This window comes from Nocardia jiangxiensis NBRC 101359 (assembly GCF_000308615.1).
In the GTDB taxonomy this organism is placed as follows: domain Bacteria; phylum Actinomycetota; class Actinomycetes; order Mycobacteriales; family Mycobacteriaceae; genus Nocardia; species Nocardia jiangxiensis.
In genome coordinates this window covers 1-18811 of the sequence record NZ_BAGB01000012.1, presented here as the reverse complement: position 1 = coordinate 18811, position 18811 = coordinate 1, and the positions used below count along the sequence as shown (strand labels likewise).

13 protein-coding genes and 1 tRNA gene are annotated in these 18811 nt (G+C 67.3%); 8 read left to right on the top strand and 6 right to left on the bottom strand.

Going from position 1 to position 18811, the window contains the following annotated elements; translation table 11 throughout:
• Positions 1-25: 25 nt before the first annotated feature.
• The 3 genes from ON40_RS03465 to ON40_RS03455 all read right to left on the bottom strand — a co-directional run bounded on the left by ON40_RS03465 (position 26) and on the right by ON40_RS03455 (position 7195).
• Entirely contained in the window at positions 26-5170 is a 5145-nt protein-coding gene (locus tag ON40_RS03465) for an AMP-binding protein (RefSeq protein ID WP_051192637.1), read from the bottom strand.
• A gap of 193 nt (positions 5171-5363) precedes the next feature.
• On the bottom strand, positions 5364-6413 hold the full coding sequence (locus ON40_RS03460; RefSeq protein WP_245567644.1) for a helix-turn-helix transcriptional regulator: 1050 nt from the start codon (positions 6411-6413) through the stop codon (positions 5364-5366).
• Entirely contained in the window at positions 6395-7195 is an 801-nt protein-coding gene (locus tag ON40_RS03455) for a M23 family metallopeptidase (protein WP_245567643.1), read from the bottom strand. The genes ON40_RS03460 and ON40_RS03455 overlap by 19 nt, the downstream gene beginning before the upstream one ends.
• 266 nt (positions 7196-7461) lie before the next feature.
• On the opposite strand from ON40_RS03455, the gene ON40_RS03450 reads away from it, so the two are divergent.
• Positions 7462-8505 (top strand): nitronate monooxygenase, encoded by a 1044-nt coding sequence (locus ON40_RS03450; protein ID WP_174435000.1) that lies wholly within the window; start codon positions 7462-7464, stop codon positions 8503-8505.
• Positions 8506-8562: 57 nt separating this feature from the next.
• A complete protein-coding gene (locus ON40_RS03445; RefSeq protein WP_040818394.1) occupies positions 8563-8955 on the top strand; it encodes an SCO5389 family protein in 393 nt (130 codons plus the stop codon).
• Between the two features lie 79 nt (positions 8956-9034).
• Here ON40_RS03445 and ON40_RS03440 read toward each other — a convergent pair whose 3' ends face one another.
• A complete protein-coding gene (locus tag ON40_RS03440; protein WP_051192636.1) occupies positions 9035-10654 on the bottom strand; it encodes an acyl-CoA synthetase in 1620 nt (539 codons plus the stop codon).
• Between the two features lie 12 nt (positions 10655-10666).
• The gene (locus ON40_RS03435) at positions 10667-12301 is read right to left on the bottom strand and encodes a long-chain fatty acid--CoA ligase (protein ID WP_040818393.1); all 1635 of its coding nucleotides are present in this window, start codon (positions 12299-12301) and stop codon (positions 10667-10669) included.
• A gap of 238 nt (positions 12302-12539) precedes the next feature.
• Here ON40_RS03435 and ON40_RS03430 point away from each other — a divergent pair, with 238 nt between their 5' ends.
• From ON40_RS03430 to ON40_RS53075, 5 genes are all read left to right on the top strand, one after another.
• A complete protein-coding gene (locus tag ON40_RS03430) occupies positions 12540-14018 on the top strand; it encodes a flavin-containing monooxygenase (protein WP_040818392.1) in 1479 nt (492 codons plus the stop codon).
• 98 nt (positions 14019-14116) lie between these two features.
• A tRNA-Arg gene (locus ON40_RS03425) sits at positions 14117-14189 on the top strand.
• Between the two features lie 254 nt (positions 14190-14443).
• Positions 14444-15040 (top strand): DUF5994 family protein, encoded by a 597-nt coding sequence (locus tag ON40_RS55925; RefSeq protein ID WP_373281841.1) that lies wholly within the window; start codon positions 14444-14446, stop codon positions 15038-15040.
• Positions 15028-15192, top strand: coding sequence for a hypothetical protein (locus ON40_RS03415; protein ID WP_157186181.1), 165 nt, complete (start codon positions 15028-15030; stop codon positions 15190-15192). The genes ON40_RS55925 and ON40_RS03415 overlap by 13 nt, the downstream gene beginning before the upstream one ends.
• A gap of 437 nt (positions 15193-15629) precedes the next feature.
• Entirely contained in the window at positions 15630-15773 is a 144-nt protein-coding gene (locus ON40_RS53075; protein WP_169541813.1) for a hypothetical protein, read from the top strand.
• A 275-nt stretch (positions 15774-16048) separates the two neighbouring features.
• Here ON40_RS53075 and ON40_RS03405 read toward each other — a convergent pair whose 3' ends face one another.
• Entirely contained in the window at positions 16049-16537 is a 489-nt protein-coding gene (locus ON40_RS03405) for a hypothetical protein (protein WP_040818385.1), read from the bottom strand.
• A 366-nt stretch (positions 16538-16903) separates the two neighbouring features.
• On the opposite strand from ON40_RS03405, the gene ON40_RS03400 reads away from it, so the two are divergent.
• On the top strand, positions 16904-18055 hold the full coding sequence (locus ON40_RS03400) for a N(5)-(carboxyethyl)ornithine synthase (protein ID WP_040818383.1): 1152 nt from the start codon (positions 16904-16906) through the stop codon (positions 18053-18055).
• Positions 18056-18811 lie beyond the last annotated feature (756 nt).

Here is an 18811-nt window from a genome sequence, read left to right as displayed (position 1 = left end):
CGATGGTCACCCGGTGGGCCGGAATTCACCGGATCAACTCGTCGAGCACCATGAACATCTCGGCGACGCCGAAGCCTCCGACCGGTATCGGGCCATTGTCCACGATGACAGCTCGCAAATCCTCCAGCGGTTCCGGATCCAGCGACACGAGCCCGGCCGGATCGATGAACAGGTGCGTCACCCATTCCTCGGCCAGCACTGCGGCGTCGACCGCGCCGTCTCCGTTTTCCGGCAGCACCAATGCGGCCCCCGCAACACCCGCCGCCACGATTTCCAGCAATGCCGCCGGGGACTGCGCAGCACCCTGATGAAAGGTGCGCGATTCGATATCCAATTCGGTGCCCGAACGCAATCGCTCCACCGCCGCGGCCAATTCGTCGTAACCCAGAACGGTGTCCGCGAGGACGAACGCCGGATCGGCGCCGCGCAGCGCGCGAGTGCGGTCGGCGTAGGTCACCGGACGGGCGGAGCGGCTCTCGATCTCGGCGGCGACGTCGGGATCGGCCAGAACCAGCCAGTCGATCCGAGAATCCGCGATCCGAGAATCCCACACCGGCACGGCGGCCAACCCGACCGTCACCTGCGGCTCCGGCCCGCCGTCCGCCGTGAAGACCACGGCCGCGCCCACTTTGAGCACCGCCCACACGGCCACCACCGCATCGATCCCGCGATCGAACCGGACCGCGACACCGGCGCCGGGACCGCAGTCGCGGTCGATCAGCACCCGCGCGAGCCGCGAGGATCGCGCGTCGAGTTCGGCGAAGGACATCTCGTCGGCGCCGGACACCAGCGCGGGCCCGTCCGGATCGTTTTCGACGATCGCGGCCAGCGCCTGGGACAGGGCGGGCCCGGCGGCACTCACCGCGCGACTGTCCGCAAGCGCGGCTTCCGTTGCTACATAACCTGATTCAGGTTCGCCGAGCGGATCCTCGGCAACGGACCGGACCGGCACGTCCACCGCATCCGCCCGGATCTGCTCTCTGCGCCCGGCGTATTCGAGTACGGCCTCACCGCCGAAACCGATCCAACGCCCGGCATCCCCTGTGCGATACATCCGAGAGCCCGGCTCCCCGAACGGATTCGCCACGAACCGCGTCGCGGTCGACCCCGCACGCCCCGCATGGTCGCGAGCAAGCTGCCCACCGGCGAGATACATCTCCGCGGCAACACCCATCGGCGCCGGATGCAACCGTTCGTCCAGCACGAAACAGGCCAGTCCCGGCAGCGCCCGCCCGATCGCGCTCACCGGATCGTCCGCCAAATGCTCGTCCACCGCAAGGAACGACGCGTGCACCGTGGTCTCGGTGCGCCCGTACATGATCACCAGCTGTGGCGCATCCGAGATGTGCCGCTCGTACCAGCGCCGGATCGACTGCGGATCCACCTGCTCCCCGGCCAACACCACATAGCGCAACGCGAGCCTGGCAGATCCTGTTTCGCTGCTGCCCGCGGCCCGATCCGCCTCGACCAGCCCGTCGAACTCCGACGGTGTCTGCTGCAGCACCGTCACCTGCTCACGAATCAGCAACTCCCGGATCGTCTCCGGCGACAGCGACGTCGGCCGATCGACCACCACGACCGCCGCGCCGGTCGCCAGCGCACACCACAGCTCCCACACCGACAGATCGACCGCGTACGAATGACACAGCGCCCACACGTCGGTCTCGACCACATCGAACAGCGGCCGGGCAGCGGCGAACAGCTCGATCACATTGCGGTGGGTGATGGTCACGGCCCTGGATCGGCCCAGGGAACCCGAGGAGTACACCAGGTAGGCCGTATTCTCCGGCCGCAGCGGGGAGATCCGATCGGCGTCGGTCACCGGGGCGTCGGAGAAGGTCCCGGCCTCGTCCAGCAGAACGACGGCAGTTTCACAGCGCGGCAGGCGCTTTCGCACGTCGGCGGTGGTCAGCAGGCACACCGGCGCGGTCTCGGCGAGTACGGACCGGAGCGAGTTCGGGCCCGGAGACGGGACACCTCCGACGGTCGCGGACTGCTCGTCCCAGTCCGGGTCGACGGCAACGTATCCCGCCCCGGACAGCAGTACGCCCAGCAGCGCCACCGGCAGTTCGGCATTAGGCTCGACCGCCACGGCCACCAGCGATTCCGGTCCCGCACCGCGCTGGATCAACGCCCGCGCCACCCGATTCGCCTGCCGCATCAGCTCCCCGAAACCGAGTCCGGCATCACCGGACCGGATCGCGATCGCGCCGGGACGCTCGTTCGCCCGCTCGGTGATCAGATCCACCAGCGTCACCGGCGGCGCCGGAGTCCCGGCCGTATTCCATTCGCGCAGCACGAGTTCGCGCTCACCGGGCAGCAGGACGTCGATATCGCCGGCGATCACCCGGTCGTCGGCGGTGACGGCGTCGATCACCCGGCCGAAACGATGTGCGAAATCACGGACGGTCGCATCGTCGAAAAGATCCGTGGCATAGGTGAACCGAGCCGTCATCCCCTGCGCGACGCCGTGGTCGTCCAGGCGTTCGGTCATGGTCAGTTGCAGATCGAATTCGGCTCGCGCGGTGTCGAATTCGATGTCGTCGAGGGTCAGATCCGGCAGTTCCGGACGGGTCCGGGCGGTATTCCGCAAGGTCAGCGCGACCTGGCACAGCGGATGCCGCGCCGCGGACCGCACCGGATCCAACTCCTCGGCCAACTGCTCGAACGGCACGTCGGCGTTGGCGAGCGCCGCTAGGTCCGTATCGCGCACCGCGGTCAGCAGATCGCCGAATCCGATACCCGGATCGATACTCGCGCGCAGGACCAGGGTATTGGCGAATACGCCGATCAGCTCGTCCAATGCCACCGCACCGCGTCCGGTGACCGGCGCGGCGATCGCGATGTCGCGGGTACCGGACAAGCGCGCCAGCAGGATCGCCAGCATCGCGTGCAGGACCGTGAACAGGGTCGCGCCGTGCTCGTGCGCCACCCGGTTCAGCACGGCGTGCACCCGGGCGTCGATCTCGAACTCCAGCGTCGCGCCCCGCTGGGAGGCGATCGCCGGACGCGGCTGATCCGAGGGCAGCTCCGCCTGCTCGTGCAGCCCGGCCAGTTCCCCGCGCCAGAACTCGATCTGCTGTGCCGGAATCGATTCCGGATCGTCCTCCGCGCCCAGCACCTCGCGCTGCCAGAGCGCGTAATCGGCGTACTGCACCTCGAGCGGCGACCACTGCGGCTGCTCACCCCGGGCCCGGTCCCGGTAGGCGGTCATCAGGTCGCGGGTCAGCGGGCCGGTCGAAAACCCGTCTCCCGCAATGCGATGCAGGACGCACACCAGGACGTGATCGGTCTCGCCCGCGGTGAGCACCCGTAGTCGAACCGGCGGTTCGCCGGTCACATCGAAACCCGTGCCGACGAACTCGGATACCAGCCCCAGCAGTTCGTTCTCCGCCGCCCGGACGACCGGAACGTCCGGTGTCGCACGAGGATCGGCGGTCGGCAGGACGAGCTGATAACCCGCGCCGCGGAATTCGGGGAATACGGTGCGCAGTACCTCGTGCCGCACCACCAGATCCCGGACCGCGGCGCGCAGCGCCTCGATGTCCAACCGGCCGCCCACCCGCATCGCCACCGGAATGTTGTCGGTCGCGCTCGCCGGATCGAACCGGTTGCGTGACCATATCCGCTGCTGGACATAGGACAGCGGAATCCGCTCCGGACGCGGCATCGGCCGCAGCGCTCGCGCGGACACCGAATCCACGTGCCGCCCGATGCGTTCGGCCAGACCTCGCACCGTGGACGCCTCGAAGACGAACCGGGCCGGAACCCACAGCCCCAGCGCGGCGCCGATCCGCGCCACGGCCACGGCGGCCAGTGCGGGATCGCCGCCCAGCGCGAAGAAGTCGTCGGTCGCCTCGATCCGGCGCGGCTCGGCGTCGGCACTGATCAGCAGTGCGGCGAAGGTCTCCGCGACGGCCTGCTCCAGCAGCGCGGACGGGACGGGCCCGCGCATCGCGGAGGTCGGCTCGGGCATCCGCGAGACGAATTCGATGGAACCGTCGGAGTCGTTGCGCCGCACCAGATCCCCGGTTCGGCACAATCGCATACCGGGCTGTCCGGTTTCGGCGCCGAACGGGCTGGCCACGAACCGTCCGGCGGTCGTCCCGGGGCGGCCCGAATACCCCTGCGCGAGCACCGGTCCGGACAGATACAACTCGCCCACGATGCCCGCGGGCACCGGGCGCAACCTCGAATCCAGCACGAACGCACCGATTCCCGCGATCGGAGCACCGATCGTCGCGATCTCGCCCGGCCGGCGCAGGCCGCTGACGGTATCCAGAATCGTCGCCTCGGGAAGTCCGTACGCGGTATGGACCGCGCGTCCGTCGCGTACCCATCGGTCGATCTGCTCCGGATCGAACCGGTCCCCGACCACCGCGACGGCCTCGAGGTCCTGCAGGCCCGACGGGTCCACCGGCTCGAGCGCTTCCGGAGTGATCAGCAGATGCGTGATCCGCTCGTGCCGCAGGAGATCCGCGAGCCGGTCGCCGGACGCGTCCGGCGGGGCGACGATCAGCATCGCCCCGGTGGAGAAGGTCAACAGCAGTTCCAGCATGGCCAGGTCGGCATCCGGTGCGCTCAGCTGCAGCACATGGGATTCCCCGTCGACGCCGAGTTGCTCGCGTATCGCGTTGACCACGGTGGCCAGACCGGTGTGGGTGACCACGACGCCCCCGGTCGAGTCGGCGGGGTGCACGAGGTAGGCCGGATGCTGCTCGGTGAGCAGGCGCACCCGGTCGGTGTAGGAGATCGGATGCGCGGCGCGCGCGGCGATGCGTTCGCTCGTGCGCGCCTCATCGAGTTCGAGCCACTCCACGTCGTCGCCGAGGTCCGCGCGGTACCCGGTGGTCGTCAAACCAAGTGCCGCACCGGATTCGGCGAGAATGCGCGCGATGCGTTCGGGCGGACCGGCCGGATCGACCGGCGCGCAGGCCGCACCGGCCTTGGCGATCGCCCAGACCGACAGCACCGATTCGATCGAACGGCCCATCCCCACGGCCACGACGTCGCCGGGCCCGATGTCACGCGCGATCAACTCGCGAGCCAGCCGCGAGGATTCCTCGTCGAACTCCCGATAGCTCAGCTCTCGCGCATCGGCCGGATCACCGCTCGAGTGCGCCCGGATCGCCACCGCATCGGCGGCCGATTCCACTGCCGCGGTGAGCAATTGCCCGAGGAGGGGATTACCGGAACGTCGACGACGATTTCCCCGTGCAGTACGACGAGCTGTATGCATTCGAGCGCTGTCACCTCTCGCGTTCGGCAGGTCCGCACCGCAGAACCAAGGTCGAGCCCCACTCGCACGGTCCGAGAAAGCATATACGGCTACGGATCTCGGCGTTACCGCTGCGGAAGGTCCCTCACAACCAACCGCGGCGGATCGCCTGTACGCCCGCCTGGAACCGGGTACTCGCACCGAGCCGCTCGAGCAGACTCGCGGTACGCCGCACCACCGTGCGCCGGGACATGCCCAGCCTGCGGGCGATGGTGTCGTCGGTGGCGCCCAGGCCCATCAGGGTCAGAATGGCGCGATCGCGCTCGTCCAGGGGCTCGCTCGGATTCACCGAGATCGGCGCCGACAACGACCACAGCACGTCGAAGGTGCGCATCATCATGTCCAGGGTCGGCGAGGGACCGATCCGCAGGCCCATCGGATCGCCGCGCCGCTCGTCGTTGTGCAGCACGATCGTGGCCCGCTCACCGTCCGCGACGATCACCTTCAGCGGCGGATCGGGCAGCGTGCGCGCCTGCGCCCCGGCGGCGGTGACGGCCAGCGCGTGCCGCAACCGATCCGGATCCTGATAGATGGTGTCCTGATACAGCAGCTGATAGCGCACCCCGGCGGCCAGTCGCGCGGACTTCAGCTCGAACAGCCGCTCGGAACGTTCCGCGTCGCAGACGTACGGACCGCGTTCGATCAGCCGCACATTCTTGCGCGCGCCGCGATGCAGATCCTCGAATTCCGCGATGATCTCCCGGGTTTCGTACATCGGCACGATGACGCCGTCACCGCGCCCCGTCCGCCGCACCGACCGGAAGGTCTCGCCCAGCCGGGCCGCGGCGGCATGCATCCGGGCCGTGTCCTGCTGACGGCGACGTGCCTCGGCCTCGGACAACGCCTCGGGTGCGTGCGCATCCCAGACGGTGCGGCCCCCGGCGTCGATCCGGACCACGGCCTGCACCTCGCACAACCGGTCGAGCGCGGCCTGGACCAGTTCCAGCGGACATTCCAAATGGGCGCCCAGTTCGGCGAGCGTGGCCCGGGGATGCTGGACCAGCGTGGCGTAGGTGCGCCCGTAGAGGGAGCCGGTGTCGAACAGCTCGTGCACGTCGGTCTGACCGCCCCCGACGACGGCGAGCCGTGGCCGCGTGCGGCCCGCGGCGCCCACCGCTACTGTCCCGATCCCCACGACTGCGCCTGTAATACAACCCCTTTGGCGGCCAGATACGGTGCCGGGTCGATCTTGTGGCCGGCCGGATCCCAGATCTCGAGGTGCAGATGCGGGCCGGTGGAATCGCCGCGGTTGCCGACCGTCGCGATGGTCTGGCCCGCGTTCACCCGCTGGCCCTCGTGCACGAGGATCTGGTTGACGTGGCCGTAGACGGCGGTGGTCCCGTCGTCCTGCCGGACCCGCACCCACAGGCCGAATCCCGAGGCGGGCCCGGCCTGGATCACCGTGCCGTTCTCCACCGAGGAGATCGGGGCGCCGATCGGATCGGCGAAGTCGACGCCGTAATGGAATGCGCCCCACCGGGAACCGTATCCGGAGGTGAGCTGGCCGGAGACCGGGCGAACGGCCTGCGCCTGGGTCTGCGGCGCGGCCTGCTGCTGAAGGTTTTTGATCACCTGCTCGGCCTGCGACAGCGGCCCGGCCACCTCGGGAGGCAGATTCTGCAGCCCGAAGGGCGCGGCCGCGGGGGCGGGCGCGGCGACCGGTGCCGCCGCCGGGGCGGGGGCCGCGGCCTCCAGCGGAACGCCCGTGTGCGCCTCGGCGGTCGGCGCGGCCTGCGCGACAGCGGGTTTGAGCGCGATGGTGTCGGCGCTGTTGGCGGTGTGCGCGCCCGGCAGCGGGGCGGCCTGGGCGAACTGGGCGGTGACGCCGATCAGCGCGCCGGTCGCGACGGCGGTGCCCGCGGCCAGCCGCATCCGATCGTGGCGCGGTTCGGCCCGATGCCGGGCCGAGCGGCTCACGACGCCATCTCCGAGCAGGTCCCTGACCGATACGGAATTGGATGTCTCCCGGTGCTGCGGCAAGGTTCGTCCTAGCGTCGATTCACTTCGGTTGTGTAATGCCGGAACGCTTCCGGAAGTCGAAACCTGCAATTCGGTAACGATTCGGCATCGGTGTGACGGAAACTGTACTCCGTCGTGACCTTTTCGCAACCTTTCGCGGAATAGACGCAGGTGAGAGTGGGATCACAAGCATCCCGCGGCCCTGTCGGGGCCACACTGTGAGAGTGATCATCGACGAGCTCCGAACCCCGATCGTGCTGGCTCCGATGGCCGGTGGGCCGTCCACTCCCGAACTGACCGCGGCGGTATCGCGCGCGGGCGGCCTGGGCTTCCTGGCCGCCGGATATCTCACGGCCCCGGCCACCGCCGAGCGGATCGCCGCCACCCGCGCCCTGGACGGCGGACCGTTCGGGGTGAACCTCTTCGTGCCCGGCACCCCGACCCCCGTCGACCGGTACGCCCGATATCTGGACGAACTCGGCCGCGCCTTCTCGCTCGGCGAACCCAAGTTCGACACCGACGACTGGGCCGCGAAATTGGATCTGCTCACCGCCGACCCGGTCCCGGCGGTCTCGTTCACCTTCGGCTGCCCCTCGGCGCAGGAGATCGAACGCCTGCACGCGGCCGGATCCGAGATCTGGGTGACGGTCACCTCGGTCGCCGAGGCCCGCATCGCCCGCGAGGTCGGGGCCGACGTGCTGGTGGCGCAGGGAGCCGAAGCGGGCGGACATCGCGGCACCTTCGCCGATCGCGCCGAGGACGACGCGACCGACCCGCTCACCATCCTGGCGCTGGTCCAATTGCTCACCGCCGCCGTGGATCTGCCCGTCGTGGCCGCGGGCGGCATCGCCACCGGCGCGGGCGTGGCCGCGGCGCTCGCGGCCGGTGCGACCGCAGCCCAACTGGGCACCGCCTTCCTGGACTGCCCGGAGGCCGGAACCGCACAGGTGCATCGCGACGCGCTGGCACTGGACATTCCGACGATGCTGACCCGCGCGTTCACCGGCCGCCGCGCCCGCGGACTGCGCAACCGGTTCATGCTCGACCACCCCGAAGCACCGGTCGCCTATCCCGAAATCCATTACGCCACCGGACCACTGCGCGCCGCGGCCCGCGCCTCCGGCGATGCCGATGCGGTGAACCTCTGGGCCGGTCAGGCCCATGCCCTCGCCGGTCGGGAACCGGCCGGTGAGCTGGTGCGCCGACTGTCCGAGGAGGCGAAAGCGGCTCTGGAAAAAGCACTTTCACGGAGAATCCAGTGTTATTGACAACGTTTTTCGTTTAGACTCGTAGGGCATCATCCGCCCTACCAGGAGGAGAGCGTCATGTCACTCGACGTACCAACCGCACTGCTCGAGCGCGCCGAACGTGGTGAAGTCTCCGACGATGAATTCGTCGACTGCGTCCGCAACTCACTGCCCTACGCCTACGAGGTGGTCAGTCGCGTCGCGGCCGAACTGCGTTCCGGCACAGCAGAATTCGCCGACAACCAGACCCCGCCACCGGATGAGACGGCGCGCGGCCAGCTGTTGCGCGCCATGGCGTCCGACTCCATCCGCGGCGGTCTCGAGCGGCACTTCGGCATCAAACTGGCCTTCCAGAACTGCCACCGCGTCGCAGCCTTCCCGATCTCGGCGGTCGGCGGCGACACCTACACCACGTTCATCTCCACCCGCGCCCAGCTGTTGAACCAGAGCCCCGAACTCCGCAACTGCTGATCCGGATCGGATTCCGGTGCGGGCGATCCCTTCCGCCCGCACCGGCTCTCCGCACAGGCAGCCTGCGCGCACGAAAACCTTAGAGCTCCTGCAGAACTCGCTTGAGCACCTTACCGGTGGGGTTGCGTGGCAACTCCGCGAGGAACACCACCTCGCGGGGGACCTTGTAGCGGGCCAGGCTCGCCCGCACATGGGATTTCACCTCGTCCTCGGTGAGTTGCGTATCCTCGCCGGTCACCACGAACGCCTTCAGCCGGGCGCCGAAGGTGTCGTCGGGTACGCCGATGACCGCGGCCTCGCGAATGGCGCTGTGCGCGTTGAGGAGTTCCTCCACCTCGGCGGGGAAGACGTTCTCTCCGCCGGAGACGATCATGTCGTCGTCGCGTCCGTCGATGAAAAGCCTTCCCGCGGAATCGAAGTGGCCCACATCGCCGGAGGACATCAACCCGCGCACGCATTCCTTGCCGCCACCGCCGGTGTAGCCCTGGAACTGGATGGCATTGCCGACGAAGATGCGTCCGGTCTCCCCGCGCGGAAGCTCGCGCCCGGTCTCGTCCAGGATCTTCACCACCGCGCCGAGCACCGGTTTGCCCACGCAACCGGGTTCGATCGCCAGATCTCGCGGCGTGGCGACGGTCGCGTAGGCGACCTCGGTGGATCCGTACAGGTTGTAGACGACCGGCCCGAAGATCGCCGTCGCTCGCAGGCACAGGTCCGCGCCGAGCTGCGAGCCCGCGACGAAGACGATCCGCAACGCGGACAGATCCTTTCGCGCGAACGCCGCGGGATCCAGTTCGGTCAGCCGGGCCAGCATCACCGGCACCGCGATCAGCGTGGTCGCCCGGTGCCGGGCCATGCTTTCGAGCACCTGGTTCGCATCGAAACGTCGCCGGATCACCAGCGTGGACCCGAACCCGATGGCCAGCATCGCCATCGCGAAACCGAACGTATGGAACAGCGGCGCAGGACATTCGGTGACCTCGCGGGTGCGGAAGGGCACCCGGCTCAGGATCGCGCCCAGCGGTTCGAGCGAACGCGGTTCCGGACGCGGCGCCCCCTTGGGCGTACCGGTGGTGCCGCTGGTCAGCAGGACGATGGTCGAATTCGTGCCCGGCGCGGGCGGCGCGTCGGGCGATCCCGCGGCGATGAGCGATTCGAGATCGCTGGCATCGCGCATATCGGACCACGCGCGATACGCTCCGCGACGCGGGCTCAGCGAACCCAGCAGCGATTCGTACTCCTCGTCGTACACCAGCAGATCCACGCCCTCGCGACGGGCGACGTAGCGCAGTTGCGGTCCACCGAAATCGGTGTTCAACAGGATGATTCGCGCACCGCACTTGGCGGCGGCGAAGACCGCGTCCAGCATTCCGCGATGATTGCGCGTCAGCACGGCCACGCCTTCACCATCGCGCAATCCGCGGATCCGCCACTGGTTGGCCAGCCGGTTCGACCGGTCATCCAGCTCGCGATAGCTCAGCGCACCCAGCTCGTCGATCACCGCGGTCCGATCGCCGTGGCGCGCCGCCGAAAGGCTCAGCGCCGCAGGCAGCACACCGTACTTGAGCAGCGCACTACCCGCGGACAGCAGCGTGGCGGGTGCGTCGATCCCGATCACGCCGCTGGCCACACACAACCGCAGATATTCCAGCTCGGTCCATGCCCGCACCCCCAGGGTGCGGACCAACCCCAGCGTCATCGTCGGAATCCCCTACAGCGTAACAACTTTCAGATCCCCGTCAGCGTACCGCGCACGCAGGCGTTTCTTGTCGAACTTGCCGACGCTGGTCTTGGGAATCTCATCGATGAACGTCCAGTGCTCGGGCAGCTGCCATTTGGCGAACTTGTCCACCAGGTAGCCCTGCAACTCGGCCGCCTCGGCGGTGAAGCCCTCCTTCAGCACGATCGCCACCAGCGGGCGCTCGTCCCACTTCTCGTCGGGGACGCCGATCACCGAGGCCTCCGCGACCGCCGGATGACCCATCATCGCGTTCTCCAGATCCACCGAGGAGATCCACTCGCCGCCGGATTTGATCACATCCTTGGAGCGGTCCACGAGGGTCAGATAGCCGTTGGGGCTGATGTGCCCGACGTCGCCGGTGCGCAGCCAGCCGTCGTCGAATTTGCTCGCGTCCACCTCGGCGCCGTCGGGCGAGTAATACGATCCGGCGATCCACGGACCGCGAACCTCCAACTCGCCCACCGACTTTCCGTCATCGGGCAGGACACTGCCGTCGTCGCCGACGATCCGCGCCTGCACCGAGGCCGGGAAGCGGCCCTGGGTGGCGCGATAGGCCCATTCCTCATCGCCCACAGCACCTTTCGGCGGGTGCGCGATACTGCCCAGCGGCGAGGTCTCGGTCATTCCCCAGGCGTGCAACAGCTTCACGCCGTACTTGTCCTGGAACGCACGCATCATCGAGGGCGGCAGGGCCGAACCGCCGACCGCGCAGGTGCGCAGGTGCGAGATGTCCTGGGGATGAGCCTCGAGTGCGGCCAGCACACCACCCCAGATGGTCGGCACCGCGGCGGCGAAGGTCGGCCGGACCTGGGCCATCATCTCCAGCAGCGGGCTCGGCTGCAGGAACCGGTCGGGCATCAGCAGGCTGGCCCCGGTCATCATCGCCGCATACGGCATACCCCAGGCGTTGGCGTGGAACAGCGGCACGATGGCCAGCACGGTGTCCTGATCGCTGAATCCCATGCTGTTCGGCGAGATCACCTGCATGGCGTGCAGCCAGTTGGACCGGTGCGAGTAGACCACGCCCTTGGGATCTCCGGTGGTGCCGGAGGTGTAGCACATCCCGGAGGGTGCATATTCGTCCAGAACCGGATAGTCGTAGGTATCCGGTTGTGCGGCAAGGAGTTCGGAGTAGGAGTGCACCTGGACTCCGGCGGGCGCGGTGAGTTCGGCCGGATCGCCGTTGGCGACGAGGACGTGCCGGACCGTGCGCAGCTGCGGCAGGTACTTCGCGAACATCGGCAGCAGCGAACCGTCGACGATCACCACCTGATCCTCGGCGTGATTGGCCACGTAGACCAGCTGTTCGGGGAACAACCGGATGTTCAGCGCGTGCAGGACCGCACCCATCGCCGGGACGGCCGCGTAGACGACCATGTGCTCGGTGTTGTTCCACATGAAGGTGGCGACCCGGTCACCCTCGCCGATTCCCAGCGCGCGCAGGGCATTGGCCAGCCGCGCCGCTTCGGCGCCCATCTCCCGATAGGTGATGGTGCGAACACCCTCACCCGTCCACGTCGAGATCGTCGCATCGCCGTGGAAACTCTGCGCGTACCGCAACAGCGTAGCCAGCGACAGCTGCTCGTCCTGCATCGTGCTCAACATCCGAACGCCACTCCTTCACCCGTGAACGAGGTCACACCTGCCGCGAGGATAGCTGATACCGCGCGTCATCGTTATTGAGTCGACTGAAGCCAGACCAACCTGCAACACGCCCTGGGAGCAGGGTAAATACCCGGATCATGATCAACTCCGCGACTCGCCCGCCAGGTTGGCCGAAAATATTGATCCGATGTCCGGCGTTCCCCTAGAAAACGCGGTCCGACCACATAATCTCTGGGGTATGACCCGCACGCCCTCCATCCTCATCATCGGAGCCGGATTCGCCGGGCTCGGCATGGCGCTCGAGCTGAAGCGCAACGGCCTGGAGAATTTCACGATCCTGGAGAAGGCCGCCGACCTCGGCGGGGTGTGGCGGGAGAACACCTATCCCAACGCCGCCTGCGATGTGCCCTCACCGCTGTACTCGTGGTCGTTCGAGCCGAAATCCGATTGGCCGCGGCGCTTTTCGCAGCAGGCCGACATCCACACGTATATGCGTTCGGTGGCGGACAAGTACCGCCTGCCCGAGAAGATCCGGTTCGGCACCGAGGTGACGGATGCGGAATTCGATGAGCGGCAAGGCATCTGGCAGGTCCGCACCGCGGATGGCAGCACCCTGACCGCAGACGTGCTGATCCCCGCGGTCGGCCAGCTGTCCCGTCCGGCGCTGCCCGACATCCCGGGCATCGACACCTTCACCGGGCCCGCGTTCCACTCCGCCGAATGGGATCACAACGTCGACCTGACCGGTAAGCGGATCGCCTGCATCGGCACGGGAGCCAGTGCGATCCAATACATTCCGGCGATCCAGCCGCAGGCCGCGCACCTGACGCTGTTCCAGCGTTCGGCCGCCTGGGTGCTGCCGAAATTCGACACCGAGTACACCGCGTTCCATCACGCACTGTTCAACCGGTTCCCGCCGAGCCGATGGGCCGAGCGGTTCGCGATCTGGCTGTTCTTCGAGGTGATGGCGCTCGCGCTCACCGATATCCCCGGCATCAAGGGTCCGGTGGTCGGCATCGCGGATCGGCATCGCGAACAGCAGGTTCCGGATCCGGAACTGCGTCGCAAACTCACTCCCGACTACGCCGCCGGATGTAAGCGCGGCCTGTTCTCCAACGAGTACTTCCCGGCGCTGAGCCGGCCGAACGTCACCGTGGAGACCACCGCCATCGAGGCGGTCACCCCGACCGGCATCCGCACCGCCGACGGCGTCGAGCACGAGGTGGACGTCATCGTCTACGGCACCGGATTCAAGGGCACCGAATTCCTCGCCCCCATGAACATCTACGGCCGCGCCGGACGCAAGCTCGCCGATGTCTGGTCCCCCGAGGGCGCCCGCGCCTACCTGGGCATATCGGTCCCGGAGTTCCCGAACCTGTTCCTGATGTACGGCCCGAACACCAACGTCGGCGCGGGGTCGATCATCTACATGCTCGAATCCCAGGCCCGCTACATCCGCCAGATCGTCCAGTACCTGTCCCCCCGACCCGGCCGCTACCTCTCGGCCCGCCCTGCCACCGAACAGTCCTGGGACGACTGGCTCCAACGCCGCCTGAAGGACACCCCCTGGAACTTCTGCTCCAGCTGGTACCGCAACGCCTCGGGCCGCATCACCAACAACTGGCCCGGCGCCACCGTCCTCTTCCGTTGGAAGACAAGAAAATTCACCCCCGCCGACTACGAAGAATCCACCGCCCCCACGCCCCCGCACCCCTGACCCGCCCGTACCACTCCCGACACCCGACCCGAAATCCCACACGATCGCCCGCATTGGGTAAACTCGCGCGGGCCCGGTACCAACACCGATACCGGCCAGCCTCCGTAGCTCAGGGGATAGAGCAACCCTCTCCTAAAGGGTAGGCCGCAGGTTCGAATCCTGCCGGGGGCACCCAGAGGCCGTAACCATCGCCTAAAGGCCAGGCCGCAGGTTCGAATCCCGCCGGGGGCACCCAGAGGCCGTAACCATCGCCTAAAGGCCAGGCCGCAGGTTCGAATCCCGCCGGGGGCACCCAGAGGCCGTAACCATCGCCTAAAGGCCAGGCCGCAGGTTCGAATCCCGCCGGGGGCACCCAGAGGCCGTAACCATCGGATGTACGCGGCGGGGAGGCTGCCGAGCCGCTCGTCCCCGAACAGACCGATTGCATGAGCACTCTGCGGTCATTTCCCCGACGGCGCGGAGAAGTTCACCGCCACGGTGATCGAACGCGTGACCCGCGACCAGCGCTTGAACACGCCCCTCAGATTGTGCTCCAGCCAGTCGAAGGGGCCATGGCTTCCTGCCCGCGTTCCGACATGACCGGTGAACCTGTGCCGTCGCCGGGGAAGGCGCGGCCTCGAGCGCCACGGTTGGTGTTGCGCGAGCCAGACGCCGCCACCGGGTCAATCGACGGCGCATGGTGGCCGCGCACCGCCGAGCCGATGACCGAACTGCACGAGGTGATCGCTGTTCTCGCGGCGCGCCTCGGTCGGCTGGAACACATCGGATTCGACTGGAACACAACAGTATCCAGCGCCGATGGTTGCCAGGGCGGCATCGTGCACCTGTTCGGACCGCAGGGCGCACGGCTGGCACTGCTCGTAGTACCCGCCCACACCGCACCCGAACAAGCAGCCACCCGGATGCGTTGGGCGACCGGACAGCCCCTGCCGTACGACCGATGCACTCGGACAATCGCAGCGAGAACATATGCGAAGCGGACGGCTGCCGTCAGCGCCAGGAGCAGCAGATGCCCGCAGTAAGTGAAAAGAACTACCTGGAATTGATGCGCGACCTCGCCGCACTCCGCAGAACACGAGCCGCCACAACCGATCCCGCGAGCCGCCGCCGACTCGACCACACCATCGAAGAACACGACGGAGAAGTACGCAAACGGAATCGACACGGGCGCTGACCATTTCTTCCGCGTGTACCGCAGAGCACTGCTCAATGAATCGTCTGGATCCGATGGAGACTCTGATGTTCCCCTGAGTTCTGCTCGGGGCAGTAGTGGACGAATGTATGTCACCGGCAAAAGCACACTGTTCTGCCGGATGGTGCGCGTTCAGCGTGGTGCACGATCATCTTCGGCGCTGGGGGTGCCGAGAGGATGAGCAACGCCGTGTCGACGTGCCCACGCTTCACGACCGTACATACCCGCCCGAGGATGCACTCGTCGGCTGTGCGCGCCGTTCGGCTGAGGCCGGATGCGTTGTCGGACAACCAATGCGCGCTCGTCGAGGAAACGCTCGAATGCCAGCGCGCCGCGCTCTGATCCGGGCCGGAACCTCCCCGGGGGCGTACTGTCGAGGGAACGAGACCGCCGAGGTCTTGCAAACAAAGGATGCCCAATTGTCCGACAAATCTCCGCGTAGCACGATGTCCAAGAAGCAGGGAAAATCGATCAAGGAGAAGCGAGCGGAGAAGAAGGCCAAGGCAGCCGCGCCTGAGTCCGGTGTCGAAGCCCTGGAGAACAGGAACAAGAAGCGCAAGTAGACATACTCCTGTCCGGCGTCGGAGCTCAGCCCTCACAGGCTCAGCTCCGATACGGGAAGATCGACGTCGCGCCGAGTCGGTGAACCGATCCTGTCCGGACTCGTCACAGCCCGGATCAAGCCAACGGGTACGCGTCGGCGACAATGGAGCAGGCAGCGCCGCGGGCGTTCTTCACTCGCCCGAGGAGGTGGACGCAAGAGCGAGAAGTCGTGGTGCAGAACTCGCCTCGACTGCCGGAGTGGTCAATGCCTCGATCGCATCGACGCGGATTGTTCTCACGGTTTCGACCAGCGCTCGTGTGCGGACTGCCGGGTTATGCGGGCGGCGCGGCCGATATCGGTCCAAGAAGCTCCGCCTGCGCGGGCCTGACGCACAGCTTCGATGCGCCGGTGTTCAGCTTCGGCGATTTCGTCGGTGATTACCTCGATCTGTCGCAGCGCTTGGAACGGGCGGATATGGGCGTACCAGTCCTGCATGGCAGCATCTCCGAATTCGCCGGAGTCCTCGGCAAATCCGTGACCGTCGTTGAAACAATAGTGGGTATCGGCATCATCGGCTGCGCGTGTCCGGGTCCAGACCGGGCCCCGCCAGTGAATGCGCCCACTGCCTACCGCAACGCACGCCACCTGCCAGCCGGTTATCTCCTCTTCGGCGCGATAGCACTCGCGGTCAACGATCAGTGAACCATCCGGAGCGTGGGTGACCGGGATGCCTTCGCTGCTGTATCCGCCGCCGCCGCCGTAGCCATCTGCGAACAGCTGCATGACCCATCCCTCATGCTGTCCATCTTCGGTGCTTCTACTCATACCTGCCTTCGAATCCGTTGCCTGAATTTCCTGACAGTCTATCGGCTGTCAGGAAATCCTGACGGCCCATCTGGAGTGGACTTCTCCAGAACCACCAGCACAGCACGCGGTAGCACCCTTTTTTTCGCTCCGTTACTACCGGGACGCCGCCGTCCTTGATCTGCCTCCGCTCGGCGGCAGTGCGAGCAGTTGCGTGCTGTCGGTGTCGTTCTGGTCCGTGGCAGTCGTGAAGGTGTGCTGCGCGAGGTCGGGACTGGGCACCACCCGAGGACACGACGATTGCCCGGGGTGTGCTAAGACTAGTTCCTAGCAAAGGGGCCTCCGGTGCACCAGCTCAGTCTCGGCGTCGTCGCGCGTTCACGAAAAGAGAACGAACGGCGGTTGCCGATCCACCCGCGCCACCTCGACCGGATCGACGCCGATCTGCGGGAAACCATCTACCTCGAACACGGCTACGGTGAACCCTTCGGCGTGCCCGACGAGCGATTGGCGGGCATGGTCGCAGGGATGCGCACGCGCGAGCAGCTCATCGCCGAGTGCGAGGTCATCCTGCTGGCCAAACCGTTGCGGGAGGACGTCGCCGAACTGCGGACCGGCCAAGTGCTGTGGGGCTGGCCCCACTGTGTGCAGGACGTCGAGCTGACCCAGCTGGCCATCGACCGTCGACTGACCGTGATCGCGTTCGAGGCGATGAACCATTGGCGGCGCGACGGCTCGTTCGGCCTGCACGTCTTCCACAAGAACAACGAGCTGGCCGGCTACTGCTCGGTGCTGCACGCCTTGCAGTTGATCGGGTCGACCGGGGACTACGGCCGCCGACTGCGAGCGGCGGTGATCGGCTTCGGCGCGACCGCGCGCGGCGCGGTGACCGCGCTGAACGCCCACGGGATCCACGACGTCGAAGTTCTCACCGCCCGTGGCCTCAGCACGGTCGGATCGCCGATCCATTCCGCCACGATGGTGCATTTCGACCACGACGCAAACAACCCGGGCGACCCGCGTCGCAGCTACGCGCACACCGAGCCCGGCCGGGTACCGTTGGCCGGGTTCCTCGCCGAGCACGACATCGTCGTCAACTGCGTGCTGCAGGACACCGACGCGCCGCTGACCTTCCTCATCGAACACGACCTCGCCGCTTTCGCCCCGGGTAGCCTCATCGTCGACGTCTCCTGCGACGAAGGCATGGGCTTCAGCTGGGCGCAGCCCACGACGTTCACCCAGCCGACCCTCCCGGTCGGCGACGGGGTCACCTACTACGCTGTCGATCACAGCCCGTCCTATCTGTGGAACTCGGCGACCTGGGAGATCAGCGACGCGCTGCTGCCGCACCTGCGGTCGGTCCTTTCCGGACACTCCACCTGGGACGATCACGAAACCGTCCGACGCGCGATCGAGATCCGCAACGGCACGGTCCAGAACCCCGCGATCCTCTCTTTCCAACAACGCCTACCGCAATACCCGCACCACCGCCGCTGAACACCAGCGACCGCGCCAACGCCGAACTCGTCGAACGCCTGTCGCGCAGACCACGAGGATGAGCCGACCGGTGGCTCGAAAACGCGCGGGGGGAGCAGATCGCCGACTACATCTGTGTCGGGGCCGCCAGGAAGCTCGAGGCAGAACCTCCGCCGTATCCGGGTCGTCGTCCGTTGACGACATTCCCCGAGGTGGACAGCCCGTCGTTCGACGGTATAGGACGACTCCGAACGATCGGACGATACTCGCACCGTTGCGCCAGCCGCCGTCTTCCGGCGGGTGTGAGTGGGCCATCACGGTGAGTCACGGCGGGTCTTTCGTGGTGGCGTATGCAGCGATTGACATTCTCATCCTGCCGCCGAACGGCCCCTCCTTGGACCCACACCCGCGTTGCGCCACCAACATCATGATCCCAACAGTTGGTCGGCGATGACTCTACCGCGGGCATGGCCGGTCGCGACGTCGGCGATGAGGTCGACTGCGGCGCGGCCGTGACGGCCAGGCCAGCCAGTATGGCGACGGCATCGTCGTTGACGGCGATTTCCGGCGGCAGGGTGATGGATCCGACCGTCGCGTTCATCGAGACCGAGATACCGGCGACGTCGATGCGCGGGTTGACGGCGTGCCCGACGAGGGTGCGACACTGCTCATCGGTCACTGCCGGTGTCGAGTAGGACCGCGAGGCCGGAGCTGGTGATGTCGTCGGGGTGGGCGTACCACTGGTCGGGGTCGGGGTTTGGGAAGTGCGGTTAGGAC